Below are 14,717 nucleotides of genomic sequence, written 5' to 3'. Positions count from 1 at the left end.
CACCTGGCACGTACCGGCAGGCACAAGCTAAAGCAGGTACTACAGTCCTTTCACCACCTGCTTAATCAGGGCGGTAAGGCGGGGTTCGGCAGCTCCGGCAGCGGCGAAGATGTCGGCCAGCACCACAGGCTTGAGGTGGCCAGGCGCGCACAGGTCCGTGATGACGGACACGGCCAGCACGGGCAGGCCCAGGTGGCGCGCGGCAATCACTTCGGGCACGGTGCTCATGCCCACGGCATCGGCCCCGATGGTGCGCAGGTAGCGGTACTCGGCGGGCGTTTCGAGCATGGGGCCGGGCACGCTGGCGTACACGCCGCGCCGGGTGGTGCCGGCCTGGCCCAGCGCGGCGGCGGCCGCTTCGGCGCGGGCTAGCAGGTCGGCGTCATAGGGCGCAAACATGTCGGGAAAGCGCGGGCCCAGCTCGTCGAGGTTGGCGCCGATAAGCGGGTTGCCGGGCTGCAGGTTGATGTGGTCGTCAATCAGCATCAAATCAGCAAGGTTAAACTCAGGATTTAGCCCGCCGGCCGCGTTGCTCACCAGCAGCTGGCTAATGCCCAGTAGCTTCAGCACCCGCACTGGCATGGCCACCTGCTGCATGGTGTAGCCCTCGTAGTAATGAAAGCGCCCTTGCAGCACTGCCACTTTTTTGCCACCCATGCGGCCCAGCAACAATCGGCCGGCGTGGCTTTCAACGGTGCTCAGCGGGAAGTGGGGAATGTCGGCGTAGTTGATTTCGTGCTCGACTTCAACCTCTCTAGCCAGCGCCCCAAGGCCCGTGCCGAGGATGATACCGATGGTGGGCTGGAAGTTCTGCGAGTTGGTCTGGATGTAGGAAGCGGCTTCTTTAAGGTGGGAGAGCATAAGCAATGGCTGGAATGATGTAGCGCGAACTTTGTAGTTCGCGTCCCCTCGCCGTTGCAACGACTTGTTCGGGGACGCGAACTACAAAGTTCGCGCTACGGCTGTTTGATGTTTTACTTGATTTCGAGCGAATACGGCAGTTTGGCCTGCACGCCGCGCATTTGGAGCAGCTGCTGGTACTGGGCGTAGGCCGGGTACAGCGGTCCCAGCTCGGCCTTGATGGCACGGGCTTTCACCTCGGCGTCGTCGCCGCCGAAACGGGCCATCAGGGCCTCGAAGGACGAGCGCTGGCGCGGCAGGCGCTGCACCCGGTAATCGTCGGCTTTGAGGTGGGCACGGGCAGCAGCAATGTTTAGGGCATCCTGGTAGTCGCCCAGCACGTCGACCAGGCCATTGTTTTTGGCTTCGATGCCGCTCCAGACGCGACCCGAGGCAATGCGGCGCAGGCGCTCGACGGGCATATGGCGGCCCAGGGCGGCCTTGCTCGTGAAGTCGGCGTAGATGTGATTTACCTCGCCCTGCAGGGTGCGCTTCTCGAAATCGGTGAGCGGGCGGGTGATGGTGGGCAGGTCGGAGAACTTGCCGGTCGTCACGCGGTCCACGGTGATGCCGAGCTTATCGGCCAGCAGCGGCTGAATGTTGGGCAGCACGCCAAACACGCCGATGGAGCCCGTGATGGTATTTGGATGGGCCACAATGGTGTCGCAGGCCATGGCAATGTAATAGCCGCCCGAAGCCGCCACGTCGCTCATGCTGGCGATAATCGGCTTCACTTTCTTAGTCAGCGACACTTCGCGGTAGATGATGTCCGAAGCCAGCGAGGAGCCGCCGGGCGAGTTGATGCGCAGCACCACGGCCTTCACTTTGTCATCGAGGCGGGCTTTGCGGATGGCCTCAGCAAACTTGGTGCTGCCGATGTTATCGTCGGAGCCTTTGCCGGTTACGATGTCGCCTTCGGCGTAAATCACGGCGATGCGGTTGCCGCTGGTGTTGCCTTCTTTTTCGTCGGCATCGTCGCTGTCGCTGTAGTCGCTCAGGCTCACCAGGTTGGGCTTTTTATCTTTGGCCAGTCCTAGTTTGCCGCGCATGTAGTCCTGCACTTCATCGAAGTAGCCGAGCTTGGTCACCATCTTCAAACGCAGCGCGTCGGGCGCGTTGTGCACCAGCATCGAATCGGAAATGACTTTCAGGCGCTCCGGGGCGATGCCGCGCGACTTGGCTACCTGCTTCACCATATAGCCGTTGATGGAGTTGAGGAACGACACGGTCTGGTAGCGGGCCGAATCGGAAAAGTTCTCGCGGAAAAACGGCTCTACGGCACTCTTGAACGAGCCCACCCGGAAGATGTAGGGTTCGATGCCGGCTTTGTCGAACAGGCGCTTGTAGAACATTACCTCCGAGCTCAGGCCGTTGAATTCGAGCGTGCCCTGCGGGTGCAGGTAAATCTCATTGGCCACCGACGACAGATAAAAACTTTTCTCGGAGCTTACCTCGTGATAGGCCACCACGAATTTGCCCGATTTTTTGAAGTCGAGCAGCGCGTCGCGCACTTCTTCCAGCGAGGCCATGCCGCCCTGCACGAACTCCAAGTTCAGCAAAATGCCCTTGATGTCGCCGTCGGTTTTGGCCCGCTTGATGGCTTCCTTTATTTCGATAAGCCCGGTCGAGCCGCTGCCGCCGAACGGGCCGAACTCCCGGCCCCGGCCGCGCTCGGTCAGGGGCTCATTCAGCTTGAGTTCGAGCACCGAGTTGGCGGCTACCTCCTTCTTGCCGTCGCTGCTGGCCGCCGCGCCGATGATGCCCGCGAAAATCAGGAAACCGATAAAACTAAACGCGAGCAAACCAACGATGGTAGCCAGCACAAATTTGAAAAATTGACGCATGAATGGAAAAGATAAGATGACTGGGTAAAAATAGGCCGGCCCTGGCGAAAGACGCACGACCAAGCTACTTGCTCCTTTTTATCGCCGTAAATTTCCAGGCATTACAGGGCTTACTTCTATTATTTCCTTGCAATAGTTTACTTAACTGTCGATAAATTTTCATTTCGCATGAAACACTTTATACTCGCAGCCTTGCTGCTGGGCGGACTGCCGGCCCGCTCAGCAACTTATTACGTCGCTGCCACTGGCAACGACGCCAACACGGCTGCTCAAGCTCAGAATGCGACTACTCCCTGGCAAAGCCTGGCTCGCCTCGATGCGGCCATGCCCTTGCTACAGCCCGGCGACCAAGTGCTGTTCCGCCGCGGCGACGTTTTCCGCGGGCAGCTGGCCATCACCCGCTCGGGCACCAGCGGTGCGCCCCTCACGTTTGGCGCCTTCGGGCCGGCCACCGCCGCGGCGCCCGTGCTCAGCGGCAGCACGCCCCTGAACGGCTGGACTAGCGCGGGCCCCAACCTGTGGGAAGCACCCTGCGCCGCCGGAACGGCCGTAACCGACCTTTACGCACCCAACGGGCGGGCCCTGCCGCTGGGACGCCACCCCAACCTGAGCGCGCCCAACAAAGGCTACCTTACCATTGCCTCGCACAGCGGCAACACCGGCCTGACGGCCCCCCAGCTCAGCGGTAACTGGACGGGAGCCACGGCCGTGGTGCGCAGCATTCGCTGGGTGCTCGACCGCGCCCCCGTAACCGGGCACAGCGGCACTACGCTCACGCTGGGGGCATTCGAAAGCCCTTTCTACACCAGCGGCGGGCTGCCCGATGGCTGGGGGTTCTTTCTCCAAAACCACCCCGCAACCCTTGACCAGACCGGCGAGTGGTACTACTACCCGGCCCGGGCCACTTTGCGGCTCTATGCCACCACTGCCCCGGCCGATGGCGCTTTGTCGGCCACCACGGCCGCGCCCTCGGGCGTGGTTATTCGCAACCAGCAGTACCTCACGCTCGAAAACCTGACCATTGCGCAGACGGCCCATATTGCCCTCGAAGGCACGAACGTTTCGCACCTAGTGGTGCGGGGCATGCAGATACTCGGAGCCGACGAAAACGGGGTTTTGCTGAGCGGCAGCGGCAGCGACGTACTCCTGGAAAACAATCTTATTCGGGGCGTGAACAACAACGCGGTGAGCGTGGACAGCTACACCGACTTCACCTTTCGCAACAACACCGTGCGCAACACGGGAGTGGTGCCGGGCCGGGGCCTCGGCGGCGACGGCCAGTACTACACCTTCGGGATAAGCAACAGCAACCGCGTGGCGCTCGAAAACAACACGTTGGACAGCTGCGGCTACGTGGGCCTGGCGTATTTCGGCACCAGCAACATCAGCGTGGCGCGCAACCTGATAAGCAACTTTTGCCTGACGAAAGATGACGGCGGGGGCATTTATACCTACAACGGTGCCCCGCCCGCCAACAACGTCAATGCCCGCATCACCGACAACATCATCCTCAACGGGGTGGGCGCGCCCGAAGGAGCGGTTGGGCAAACGTTCATGCCCGCAAACGGCATTTACCTCGACGACTGCACGCGCAACGTGACGGTGCAGGGCAACACCGTGGCCGAATGCGGCTACGCCGGCATCTACCTCCACGGCAACAGCGACGTTGCGGTCAGCGGCAACACCAGCTTCAACAACGGGGCCCAACTGGTCATTGCCGCGGCCGTTTCCTGCGCCAGCACGGGCCACACCGTTCAGAACAACGTGCTGGTGAGCACCCGGCCCGATGCCTTGGTAGCCGACTACCGGGTGCTGCTCGCCAATCTGCCCCAGCTGGGCACCCTCAGCGGCAACTACTACGCGCAGCCGTTCAGCAATGCCTTGCACATCCGCTACGATAACCAGAACTACACGCTCGGCGAATGGCAGTCCCGGTTCAACCAGGATGCTGGCTCGGTGGGAAGCCCGGTGCGGTTCCGGCCGTTCCGCGTTCAGAGCTTTATTAGCCCCGAGAAAATAGCCAACGGCTCCTTCACCACGGGCATCAACAACTGGGGCTCTTCTTCCTCGGCCGGTAGCCCCGTTATTACCTGGGACAATGCCAATGCCCTGGGCAGCGGCGGCAGCCTGCGCATGGCCAGCAATGCGGCTGCGCCGAATGGTGGCCCCATGCAGGCGCTGGCTTCGGTGGGCGGCGTAACGCTGGGCCAGAACTACGTGCTGCGCTTCGATGCCCGCAGCTCGGCCGGCACCAAGCTGCTGGAGGTTTTCCTGATACAGGGCAGCAACGCCTACGCCGACCTCACCCCCAGCCGCCAGGTGGTCGAGCTTACGCCGACGGCACGGGCCTACGAGCTGCACTTACTAACCACGGCCGCCCACGCCAACGCGCTTGCCCTCCTGCAAACGCCCGAAGACAACCGCACCGTGTGGGTCGACAACGTGACGGTGCGGGAAGCCACCCTGGCCCCGGCCAGCCTCGCCGACTCTGTCCGCTTCGAGTACAACGCCACGGCGGTGGCGCGCACCGTGGCGTTGCCCGCAGGCATGCGGTACGTCGACGTTCGCAACGCTTCCTACAGCGGCAGTCTGGTGCTGGCCCCCTTCACCTCGGTGGTGTTACTGCGGGTGAATGGGGCGGCCCCGCTGGCGGCCTGGCCGGCGGCCACGCACGCTGTTGCGCTGTGGCCCAACCCGGCTTCAGCCATGAGTACGCTGGACATGCGGGCGCTGCCAACCGGCAGCTACGAGGTGGCTATTTGCGACGCGACCGGCCGCACGGTACGCCGCCTAGCCTTGTCTGGAGGGCAAACCCACCGGCTGAGCCTGGCCGAATTACCGCCCGGCGTATTCTTGCTCCACGGGCAGGGCGGCGGCGCGCGTTTTGCCTTGCGCCTGCTCAAGGAATAGGCGGCCATTCCCTGCGGCGGCCCAGCCGAACCAACCCAGCCTGCCCGAATTAGTAGCCGTACTTCTCGCCCCACCAGCCGCGCAGCCGCTCCTGAATCTTGGCCTCGCTGGCGTTCCGGCCGGGCTCGTAGAAACGGGTGCCACTCAGCGCGTCGGGCAGAAACTCCTGCTCCTCGAAGTTGCCTTCGCCGTTGTGCGAGTAGGCGTACTCCTTGCCGTAGCCCAGCTGCTTCATCAGGCGCGTGGGGGCGTTGCGTAGCGGCACCGGCACCGGGTGCACGCCGTTGGCCTTCACCTCGGCCTGCGCGGCGCGAATAGCCATGTAGGCAGCATTGCTTTTCACCGAAGTAGCCAGGTAAATAACGGTTTGCGCCAGAATCAGGTCCGATTCGGGCAGGCCGATGACGGTGCAGGCCTGGAAGCAGCTGATGGCCAGCATCAGGGCATTGGGGTTGGCGTTGCCGATGTCCTCTGAAGCGAGAATGAGCATGCGGCGCGCAATGAATTTCACGTCTTCGCCGCCTTCCAGCATCACGGCCAGGTAATAAAGGGCCGCGTTGGGGTCGGAACCGCGAATGGACTTGATGAAGGCCGAAATGACGTCGTAGTGCATCTCGCCGCCCTTGTCGTAGCGCGCCAGCGGGCGCTGGGCCACTTCCTGCACCACCGCATCGGTCACCTGGATGACGCCCTTTTTATCGGGCGTCGTGCTTTGCACCACAATTTCGAGCAGGTTGAGCAGCTTGCGGGCATCGCCGCCGCTCAGGGCCAATAGGGCGTGGTCTTCTTTGAGGACGACCTTCTTTTGCTTGAGCGCCTCGTCTTCGGTCAGCGCTTTTTGCACCAGCCCACGCAGCGTATCAGCGCTCAGCGCCTCCAGCACATACACCTGGCAGCGCGAGAGCAAGGCCGGGATGACTTCAAACGAAGGATTTTCCGTGGTTGCCCCAATCAGCGTAACCGTGCCGTACTCCACTGCGCCCAGCAGCGCATCCTGCTGCGCCTTGCTGAAGCGGTGAATCTCGTCGATAAACAGCACGGTACCGCGCTGCCGCTTGGCCTTTTCAATCACGTCGCGCACGTCCTTCACGCCCGCATTAATGGCAGAGAGCGCCGAAAAGGGTTGTTTTAATTCGCTGGCCAGCAGGTGGGCCAGGGTGGTTTTGCCCACGCCGGGCGGGCCCCATAGTATCAGGCTGGGCAGCCGGCCTGAGTTCAGGTAGCGGCGCAGCACGCCGGTTTCGCCCACCAGGTGCTGCTGGCCGGCATAGTCGACCAAGCGGCGGGGGCGCTGGCGCTCGGCCAGGGGCGCATCGGGCCCGGGCACAGCGGCCGGGGTGAAGGCGGCGGGTTCGTCGTCGGGGAAGAGGGAAGTCATGGGAAGTAGCGCGAACTTTGTAGCTCGCGTCCCCGAACGATTCTGGCGCGGGCCAGTCAGCAGGCGCGGGGGACGCGAACCACAAAGTTCGCGCTACTTCGCGCAACGACCTACCTCATTACCATGCGCAATTCCCTCCGCGTGCACGCGGCTCTCTTTTTCGTTGCCCTTATCTACGCCGCCAATTATTCGCTCTCGAAAGACGTGATGCCGAAGTACATGGGGCCGCTTGGCATCGTTACGTTGCGCATTGTGGGGGCGGCACTGTTCTTCGCCGTCATCAAATACTTTGTGGCTCCGCAGGATAAAATCATCGGCCGGGCCGATAACCTGCGGGCGCTGGCCTGCGGGGTGCTGGGCATTGGCGTGAACCAGCTGCTCTTTTTTTCGGGCCTCAACCTCACCTCGCCCATTAGCGCGTCGCTGCTGCAAACCATCGCGCCCATTGTGGTGGTCATTGCCTCGGCCATTCTGCTCAAAGAGAAAATTACGCTGACGCGCGTACTGGGCATTGGCGTGGGCCTGGTGGGTGCGGGTTTGCTCATTCTGGGACGCAACGCGCAGGCAGCAGCGTACCCCCACGCCACGCTGGGCAACCTGTTCATTCTGGCCAACGCCACGGTGTTCGGCATCTACCTGGTACTCTCAGCCCCGCTGATGCGCAAGTACCACGCCTTTACGGTACTGGCGCGGGTGTTTCTGGTGGGTGCGTTCATTGCGGTGCCGTTTGGCTGGCGCGATGCCCTGACGGCCGACTACGCCCACTTCCCGCTCTACATCTGGCTCGAAATCGGCTACATGGTGGTCTTCCTCACCATCCTGGCCTATCTGCTGAACAACTGGGCGCTGAAATACGCCTCCCCTGCCCTGCTGGGCGTGTACATCTACCCGCAGCCAGTGCTGGCCGTGCTCATCGCCGTGGCCCTGGGCAAAGACCACCTCACCTGGGGCAAGGCCGGCCAAGCGGCGCTTATCTTCTTGGGCGTGTGGTTGGTGAGCTGGAAGCGGAAACCGGCAGCTGGGCCGGCGGAATCGGTGGACACAGTGCAGAATTAGCCGCTTCTTTAAGGCATGAAAGCTCCATACTTGTTGCTGGTTGTTTGTAGTTGGCTTGTGTCCTGCACTCCTCAACACCGGGCAGCAGCTGTAAAACCGGACCTCCGGTTTCCGGAATGCGATGATTGCAGCGAATTAGAGAAGCTATATTACTTCGCCGACACATCATTTACGCGACATGACAGCTTGTTTATTGTGAATAAGCGACTGGATACTACGGTAGTTGAAACGGGAATTTTTACCTACCTCCAACAGGGCTTTCCAGTCTGCATCCCGGACAAGCTAATATCACTACTAAAGCACGGCATTCAAGCTGAATCCAACGGGAATCAGGCCCAGGCAACCAGCTATTACCGCGCCGCCATTGGCTTCTATCAGGATGATTGGCAGAAACGAAAATTAGGCTTTGACAATGGAGGCATCTCCGACCTAAACGAATACTACGCCGCCAATGTCAACATCAGTATCCTAGTTTCTCATGCTTTTGAGAAACTAGGGCGGCTACCGGAGGCGATAAGCACTCTGGCCCCATTCCTAGCAAACGTGGAAGCCGAGAACTCTAAAATTCAACTACGCTACATCCAACTCTGCATCCAACACCACGGCAAAGTTGCCACGAAGCAAGCTTTGGATGCCAGTGGAAAAACCGTACATCGCCTTCCAAAGGCACAACCAGAAAATGACCGATGGCGGGTTAATGTATTCGGAGCAGGTTTAGGAGTGGCCGATTTTAGTACCGATGCACTTTCACCGCAGCAAGCTCAGGCTCTCATTCGGCAGCAGCCCTATTATGCACTAGTTAAATGACTGATTTACTGCAAATCACAACTTTATTAATTGTCCTGATTAATCAAGTTCACTACCAGCGTTACCATTGTAGTCTTGTCCTCCGGCTTGCTTTCGGCGATGAGCAGTGTGAGGGCCACCAGCGCATTATCGGCCAGCCGACGGGTGCCGTCGGCGTGGTATAGGCATCTATTTCGGTCCAGGAACCATACGAACAGGAAAGCCGCAATGCGCTTATTGCCGTCCGAAAACGAATGGTTTTTCACTACGAAATACAGCAGATTGGCAGCCTTTTCTTCCACACTCGGGTATAAATCCTCACCATCAAAGCTCTGATATATTGTCCGTACAGAGCTCTGAAAAGAAGCATCCTTTTCCCGCCCAAACAGTGGGCTTCCGCCGAACTGGATACGCAGACTTTCGACGGCTTCCAAACCTGCTTCATACGTCAACTCAAAAGACTCCTCGGTGGCCGTGCCGCGCACCTGCAGGCGCTGGTGGTCATACTGGTCGAGCACATCAAGGGCGCGGGCATAGTCGCCCAGCACCCGCAACAGCGCAGCCGACTGGTCAGAAGTTAATTCCTGGTTGGTCGCTACTTCGCCCTGAAGTTGCACCAGCCGCTTGAGGTCTTCCAGTTGACGGGCATTTTCGCGCAGGCGTTTCTCGTTCAGCGCATAACCCTGCACCAGGTATTGGCGCAGGATGCCGGTGGCCCATTGACGGAAGTGCGTGCCGCGCAGAGATTTCACCCGATAGCCGACGGAGATAATGACATCAAGGTTATAGCCCTGCACCAAGTAGCTTTTTCCGTCGGAAGCAGTTGTCCGGGATTTCCGGACAACTGCTTCCGAAGTCAATTCGCCTTCCCGAAAAACGTTTTGAATGTGCTCGCTGATTGTCTTCTTTGAGACATCAAACAACTGAACCATCTGCGCCTGCGTCAGCCACACCGTTTCCTGGTCCAGTTGAACTTCAAGTTGCGTCTGCCCATCGGGTGCTTGGTAGAGCAGGATATTATCAGTGGAATTCATCTTCAAAACATTTATTGCAGCAGCAAGGTAGCCGATTTAAAAAAGCCAAAAACGCAAAGAGGCCCGGCTGATTCAGCCGGGCCTCTTTGCGTTTTCAATGGGTAAATTCTACAGGTGAATTACCTCGCCGTAAGCTGCCGCCGCGGCCTCCATAATGGCTTCCGACATGGTGGGGTGCGGGTGCACGGCCTTGATGATTTCGTGGCCGGTGGTTTCCAGCTTGCGGGCTACTACTACCTCAGCAATCATCTCGGTTACGTTCGCGCCAATCATGTGGGCGCCGAGCCACTCGCCGTATTTCTTGTCAAAGATGACTTTTACGAAGCCGTCTTTCACACCGGCGGCGCTGGCTTTGCCCGAGGCTGAGAACGGGAATTTGCCCACCAGCACGTCGTAGCCCTTGGCTTTGGCTTCGGCTTCGGTGTAGCCCACGCTGGCAATTTCGGGCGAGGCGTAGGTGCAACCGGGAATGTTCTGGTAGTTGAGCGGCTCGGGGTGGTGGCCGGCAATTTTCTCGACGCAGATGATGCCTTCGGCCGAGGCCACGTGGGCCAGCGCGGGGCCGGGCACGATGTCGCCGATGGCGTAGATGCCGGGCACGTTGGTCTGGTAGAAGTCATCGACCAACACGCGGCCGCGCTCCACGTTGATGCCCAGCTCTTCGAGGCCGAGGTTTTCGAGGTTGGTGGTTACACCCACGGCGCTCAGCACCACGTCGCACTCAATTACCTGCTCGCCTTTGGCGGTTTTGATGGTGACTTTGCAGCCTTCGCCAGCGGTGTCCACCTTGGTTACTTCGGCGCTGGTGAGCACGGTCACGCCGATTTTGCGGAAGGACTTTTCCATCTGGCGCGATACTTCCTCGTCCTCCACGGGCACAATGCGGGGCAGGTACTCCACCACCGTCACTTCCGAACCCATGGTGCGGTAGAAGTAGGCAAACTCGACGCCAATGGCGCCGGAGCCCACTACCACCAGGCGCTTGGGCAGCTGCTCCATGGTCATGGCCTTGCGGTAGCCGATGATTTTTTTGTTGTCGACGGGCATGGTGGGCAGCTCGCGCGAGCGAGCGCCGGTGGCCAGAATAATGGATTTGGCTTCCACCGTTTCCTTGCTGCCGTCGGCTTTGGTCACCTCCACTTTGCCGGGGGCCAGCAGCTTGCCGGTGCCCATGACGGTTTCAATCTTATTCTTTTTGAACAGGAAATTGATGCCCTTGCTCATGCCGTCGGCCACGCCGCGGCTGCGGCCAATTACGGCGCCGAAATCGTAGCCCACACCTTCGGCCTTGAGGCCATAGTCGGCGGCGTGGTTGAGGTATTCGAACACCTGCGCGCTTTTGAGCAGGGCTTTGGTAGGGATGCAGCCCCAGTTGAGGCAGATGCCGCCCAGCGACTCGCGCTCGATAACGCCCACTTTCAAACCCAGTTGCGAAGCCCGGATAGCAGCTACGTACCCGCCGGGGCCACTGCCGACCACGACCAAATCAAATTGCAATGCCATAAATTTTCAAAAGGAGATGGTAAAAAAGGAACCGGCGGCCGGCTCTTTTCATTCTGGCGCAAAGATAGCCGCGCCTTCGCACTGCGCGCTATCGGTGCCCTGCCCGGCGCTAACTTGCAAGCGTTGCACCTGCGCAGCTATTGTTCTGCCTTTCCCGTATAACGCCCGCCGCCGATGCTACCGGCCGGGCTTCACACATCTGAACTCCATGAAATCACGTTTCCGCTCGCCCCTGGCGGCCCTTGGGCTGCTGGCTTTTCTCAGCAACTGCGCTACCACCGTCAAGGAAAAGGAGAAGCCCTCGAATACCAGCCAGTCGATAAGCATGCCGGCCGTTTCGATTGCCTCCAGGTCCGACTCAACCGGCGCTGCCACCACCGCCCCTGATGCGCGCACCACCGGCGCGGCTAGCGGCATTGCCGCCACGCCGGCTACTGCGGTTGCGTCCGATGCCGCCATCGCGGCTGCGCTGGCCGCCGACCGAGCAGCTCCTAATACCCTGTCGGCGGCGGCGGCTTCGGCCGAGCGCGCCCGAGAGAAGAAGCTGGCCACGGCCGACTACCGCCAGATGCTCGCCGACGCCGATGCCACGCTCAAAGCCCGCCCGAAGGACGCGGCGGCCCTGCTAAAGCGCGCCAAGGCCAAAAGCTACCTGAAGGAGTACGCATCCGCCCTGCCCGACTACACGTCCGCCATCAAGTACGAGCGCAACAACCCCGACGCCTATTACAACCGGGGCGTGAACCGCCTGATGATGAAGCAGTACAAAGCGGCTGCCACTGATTTCGCCACGGCCATCAAATACCGGCCCGACGACAAGGAGTCGTTCTTCGGCCGGGGCGTAGCCAAAATGCAGATGTATCAGTACAAGCCTGCCGTGGCCGATTTTAGCCGCGCCATCCAGCTCGATTCGACCTACGCCGATGCCTGGGAGTACCGCGGCATCAGCTACTCCTCGTTTGATAAGCTCTCGGAAGCACGTCGCGACTTGGAGCGCGCCGCTAAGCTGAACCCCGAAGCCGCCAAGACCCTGCGCCGCTACGTGGGCACCGACGAAGGCAAAGCGCCCATCAAGCCCGCCCCGGCCCCTCGCACCCCGCGCCCGATGCCGGCTAAGAAGTAATTGGCTTTGGCCAATGCTTGTCCAAAAAAAGCCCGGCATGCTTCGCTTAGCATGCCGGGCTTTTTTGGCGGGGCTTTCTTCTACTTGCCGCCGAAAAACAGCTTGAAGTAAAAGCTGGGTTTGCGCAGGCGCTCGCGCAGGTCCAAATCCATGAACATCATGGACAGGGTTTCGGCCAGCGTGGGGTTGTTCACGGCGCGGTTGGCCACGATGTTGAATAGGCTGGGGAAGTTGAGCAGCCGCTGCATGACGCGGCTCAGGCGTAGCTCCTGGCCGAGGCGGTTGTACACGGCCTTGTCGTAGTTTCTCAGGAATTCGGGGCTGAAGTCGGCTTTTTTCACGGCTTCGGCGGCCCAGATAGCGGCGTGGCGGCCGCTCACCATGGCGTGCGAAATGCCCTCACCCGAGAACGGGTCGATGAGCGAGCCGGCATCGCCGAGCAAGAAATAGCCCGCGCCGGACAATGGCCGCCGCTTCGAGCCCAGTGGCAGCCCAAAGCCCTTGACGGAGCCCAGCCGCGTGGCCCCAGCGAAACGCGGAGCCAGCGTGGGATGCGTGGCCAGAATCTCGTCGAGGCGCTGGCGCAGGTTCACCTTCTTATCGGCCACGGCCTTCGAGAGCATGCCCACGCCCACGTTGGCCTGGCCATTGGGCAGCGGGAAAACCCACAGGTAACCGGGCAGGAAATCCTTGATGAAGTGCAGCTCGATGAAGTTGTCGGGGCTGAGGCCGCTCACGCCCTCGTAGTAGGTGCGTAGGCCGGCGCAGTGGTGGTCGGGCTCGAGAGCGTGGCCGGCCACTTTGCGGGCAAAGTCGGATTGCGCGCCGTTGGCCACCAGCAGCAGGCGGCAGGTGGCGATTTCCTGGCCGGCTTTGTCGAAGAGCTGCCAGCCCGTGGGGGTGCGCTCGGTGCGGGCCACGTCCACGTTTTCGCGAAAGTCGATTTCGGGTCGCTGCCGCACTTCTTCGACCAGAAAATTATCGAAGTCGATGCGCTTGGCGACATGGCCGGCGGTGTGGTCGGTGGCTTTGTCGAACTGGGGCTTGAAAGGAATAGCGAGCTTGCGGCCGTTGGGCGCGATGAAGTCGATGCCCCAGCTCGGAATCTGGATGGGCGAGGCGGCCAGCTTGGCGTGCAGGCCGGGCTCGATGCGCTTCAACTCGTTGATGACCTTGCCGCTGAGGGCGTCGCCGCAGGTTTTGTCGCGCGGGAACGCGGCGCGGTCCAGCAGCAGGCAGACCTGGCCAGCGTTGGCCAGGTGCAGGGCGGCGGCGGCCCCGCCAGGGCCCGCGCCCAAAATACAGATGTCGTGATGAAGCATAATCTGGGACGAAAGTAGCACGCAGCCTTTGCTGCGTTAATCGTTGGCCCGTTATGGTACCCACGGCGCACACGGGACGCAGCAAAGGCTGCGTGCTACTTTTGCCCCATGACCAACACACTCACCGGAAAAGTGGCCCTCGTAACGGGTGCTTCCAAAGGAATTGGCCGCGCCATCGCGGCGCATTTTGCCCAGCTCGGCGCCGATGTCGCCTTCACGTATTTGTCGTCCGTCGAGAAGGGCCAGGCCCTCGAAACCGAGCTGGCTGCCCACGGCTCGAAGGTAAAAGGCTACCGCTCCGATGCCTCCGACTACGCCCAGGCTGAACAGCTGATAAACGACGTAGTGGCCGATTTCGGCAAGCTCGACATCCTCGTCAACAACGCCGGCATTACGCAGGACGGCCTGCTGATGCGCATGAGCGAAGAGCAGTGGGACAATGTGATTCGCGTGAATCTCAAATCCGTGTTCAACCTCACCAAAGCCGCTACCAAGCCCATGATGCGCGCCAAGGCCGGCTCCATCATCAACATGACCAGCGTGGTGGGCGTGAAAGGCAACGCCGGGCAGGCCAACTATGCCGCCAGCAAGGCCGGCATCATCGGCTTCACCAAATCGGTGGCCCTGGAGCTGGGCTCGCGCAACATTCGCTGCAATGCCATTGCCCCCGGCTTCATCGAAACCGAAATGACCGATGCCCTCGACCCCAAGCAGGTGGATGAGTGGCGCAAGGCCATTCCGCTCAAACGCGGCGGCCGCCCGGAGGATGTAGCGAAGGCCACAGCGTTTTTAGCCTCGGATGATTCGGCTTACATCACCGGCCAAGTGTTGCAGGTGGATGGCGGAATGCTGACATAATTT

Annotated in this window: 11 protein-coding genes; 5 read left to right on the top strand and 6 right to left on the bottom strand. The window is 60.8% G+C overall.

Annotated elements, in window-relative coordinates; all coding sequences use genetic code 11:
- Positions 1–39: 39 nt before the first annotated feature.
- Both ABD837_RS22405 and sppA read right to left on the bottom strand, forming a co-directional pair.
- Positions 40–861 (bottom strand): purine-nucleoside phosphorylase, encoded by an 822-nt coding sequence (locus tag ABD837_RS22405; RefSeq protein ID WP_345059062.1) that lies wholly within the window; start codon positions 859–861, stop codon positions 40–42.
- 113 nt (positions 862–974) lie between these two features.
- On the bottom strand, positions 975–2,744 hold the full coding sequence (gene sppA, locus ABD837_RS22400; RefSeq protein WP_345059060.1) for a signal peptide peptidase SppA: 1,770 nt from the start codon (positions 2,742–2,744) through the stop codon (positions 975–977).
- Positions 2,745–2,912: 168 nt separating this feature from the next.
- On the opposite strand from sppA, the gene ABD837_RS22395 reads away from it, so the two are divergent.
- Positions 2,913–5,654, top strand: coding sequence for a right-handed parallel beta-helix repeat-containing protein (locus tag ABD837_RS22395; protein WP_345059058.1), 2,742 nt, complete (start codon positions 2,913–2,915; stop codon positions 5,652–5,654).
- Positions 5,655–5,703: 49 nt separating this feature from the next.
- On the opposite strand, the gene ABD837_RS22390 is transcribed toward ABD837_RS22395, so the two are convergent.
- Positions 5,704–7,032: a replication-associated recombination protein A gene (locus ABD837_RS22390; RefSeq protein ID WP_345059056.1), complete on the bottom strand. Its 1,329-nt coding sequence runs from the start codon at positions 7,030–7,032 to the stop codon at positions 5,704–5,706.
- Positions 7,033–7,155: 123 nt separating this feature from the next.
- On the opposite strand from ABD837_RS22390, the gene ABD837_RS22385 reads away from it, so the two are divergent.
- Both ABD837_RS22385 and ABD837_RS22380 read left to right on the top strand, forming a co-directional pair.
- Positions 7,156–8,088, top strand: coding sequence for a DMT family transporter (locus ABD837_RS22385; protein ID WP_345059054.1), 933 nt, complete (start codon positions 7,156–7,158; stop codon positions 8,086–8,088).
- 15 nt (positions 8,089–8,103) lie between these two features.
- The gene (locus ABD837_RS22380; protein ID WP_345059052.1) at positions 8,104–8,895 is read left to right on the top strand and encodes a hypothetical protein; all 792 of its coding nucleotides are present in this window, start codon (positions 8,104–8,106) and stop codon (positions 8,893–8,895) included.
- Positions 8,896–8,921: 26 nt separating this feature from the next.
- Here the strand turns inward: ABD837_RS22380 and ABD837_RS22375 are convergent, their stop codons facing one another.
- Positions 8,922–9,908: a virulence RhuM family protein/type II toxin-antitoxin system death-on-curing family toxin gene (locus ABD837_RS22375; RefSeq protein ID WP_345059171.1), complete on the bottom strand. Its 987-nt coding sequence runs from the start codon at positions 9,906–9,908 to the stop codon at positions 8,922–8,924.
- Positions 9,909–10,016: 108 nt separating this feature from the next.
- A complete protein-coding gene (lpdA, locus tag ABD837_RS22370) occupies positions 10,017–11,411 on the bottom strand; it encodes a dihydrolipoyl dehydrogenase (protein WP_345059050.1) in 1,395 nt (464 codons plus the stop codon).
- A 208-nt stretch (positions 11,412–11,619) separates the two neighbouring features.
- Between lpdA and ABD837_RS22365 the strand changes: the two genes are divergently transcribed.
- Positions 11,620–12,534, top strand: coding sequence for a tetratricopeptide repeat protein (locus tag ABD837_RS22365; RefSeq protein WP_345059048.1), 915 nt, complete (start codon positions 11,620–11,622; stop codon positions 12,532–12,534).
- A gap of 80 nt (positions 12,535–12,614) precedes the next feature.
- Here ABD837_RS22365 and ABD837_RS22360 read toward each other — a convergent pair whose 3' ends face one another.
- Positions 12,615–13,856 (bottom strand): NAD(P)/FAD-dependent oxidoreductase, encoded by a 1,242-nt coding sequence (locus tag ABD837_RS22360; RefSeq protein ID WP_345059046.1) that lies wholly within the window; start codon positions 13,854–13,856, stop codon positions 12,615–12,617.
- 108 nt (positions 13,857–13,964) lie between these two features.
- On the opposite strand from ABD837_RS22360, the gene fabG reads away from it, so the two are divergent.
- Positions 13,965–14,714 (top strand): 3-oxoacyl-[acyl-carrier-protein] reductase, encoded by a 750-nt coding sequence (gene fabG / locus ABD837_RS22355; protein WP_345059044.1) that lies wholly within the window; start codon positions 13,965–13,967, stop codon positions 14,712–14,714.
- Positions 14,715–14,717: the final 3 nt, after the last annotated feature.

This window comes from Hymenobacter glaciei (assembly GCF_039539585.1).
In the GTDB taxonomy this organism is placed as follows: Bacteria; Bacteroidota; Bacteroidia; order Cytophagales; family Hymenobacteraceae; genus Hymenobacter; species Hymenobacter glaciei.
This window is presented reverse-complemented; position numbering and strand designations above follow the sequence as displayed.

Excerpts from the sequence above, each read along its gene's own strand:
- ABD837_RS22405 (WP_345059062.1), bottom strand. The coding sequence starts at position 861 with ATGCTCTCCCACCTTAAAGAAGCCGCTTCCTACATCCAGACCAACTCG.
- sppA (WP_345059060.1), bottom strand. The coding sequence starts at position 2,744 with ATGCGTCAATTTTTCAAATTTGTGCTGGCTACCATCGTTGGTTTGCTC.
- ABD837_RS22395 (WP_345059058.1), top strand. The coding sequence starts at position 2,913 with ATGAAACACTTTATACTCGCAGCCTTGCTGCTGGGCGGACTGCCGGCC.
- ABD837_RS22390 (WP_345059056.1), bottom strand. The coding sequence starts at position 7,032 with ATGACTTCCCTCTTCCCCGACGACGAACCCGCCGCCTTCACCCCGGCC.
- ABD837_RS22385 (WP_345059054.1), top strand. The coding sequence starts at position 7,156 with ATGCGCAATTCCCTCCGCGTGCACGCGGCTCTCTTTTTCGTTGCCCTT.
- ABD837_RS22380 (WP_345059052.1), top strand. The coding sequence starts at position 8,104 with ATGAAAGCTCCATACTTGTTGCTGGTTGTTTGTAGTTGGCTTGTGTCC.
- ABD837_RS22375 (WP_345059171.1), bottom strand. The coding sequence starts at position 9,908 with ATGAATTCCACTGATAATATCCTGCTCTACCAAGCACCCGATGGGCAG.
- lpdA (WP_345059050.1), bottom strand. The coding sequence starts at position 11,411 with ATGGCATTGCAATTTGATTTGGTCGTGGTCGGCAGTGGCCCCGGCGGG.
- ABD837_RS22365 (WP_345059048.1), top strand. The coding sequence starts at position 11,620 with ATGAAATCACGTTTCCGCTCGCCCCTGGCGGCCCTTGGGCTGCTGGCT.
- ABD837_RS22360 (WP_345059046.1), bottom strand. The coding sequence starts at position 13,856 with ATGCTTCATCACGACATCTGTATTTTGGGCGCGGGCCCTGGCGGGGCC.
- fabG (WP_345059044.1), top strand. The coding sequence starts at position 13,965 with ATGACCAACACACTCACCGGAAAAGTGGCCCTCGTAACGGGTGCTTCC.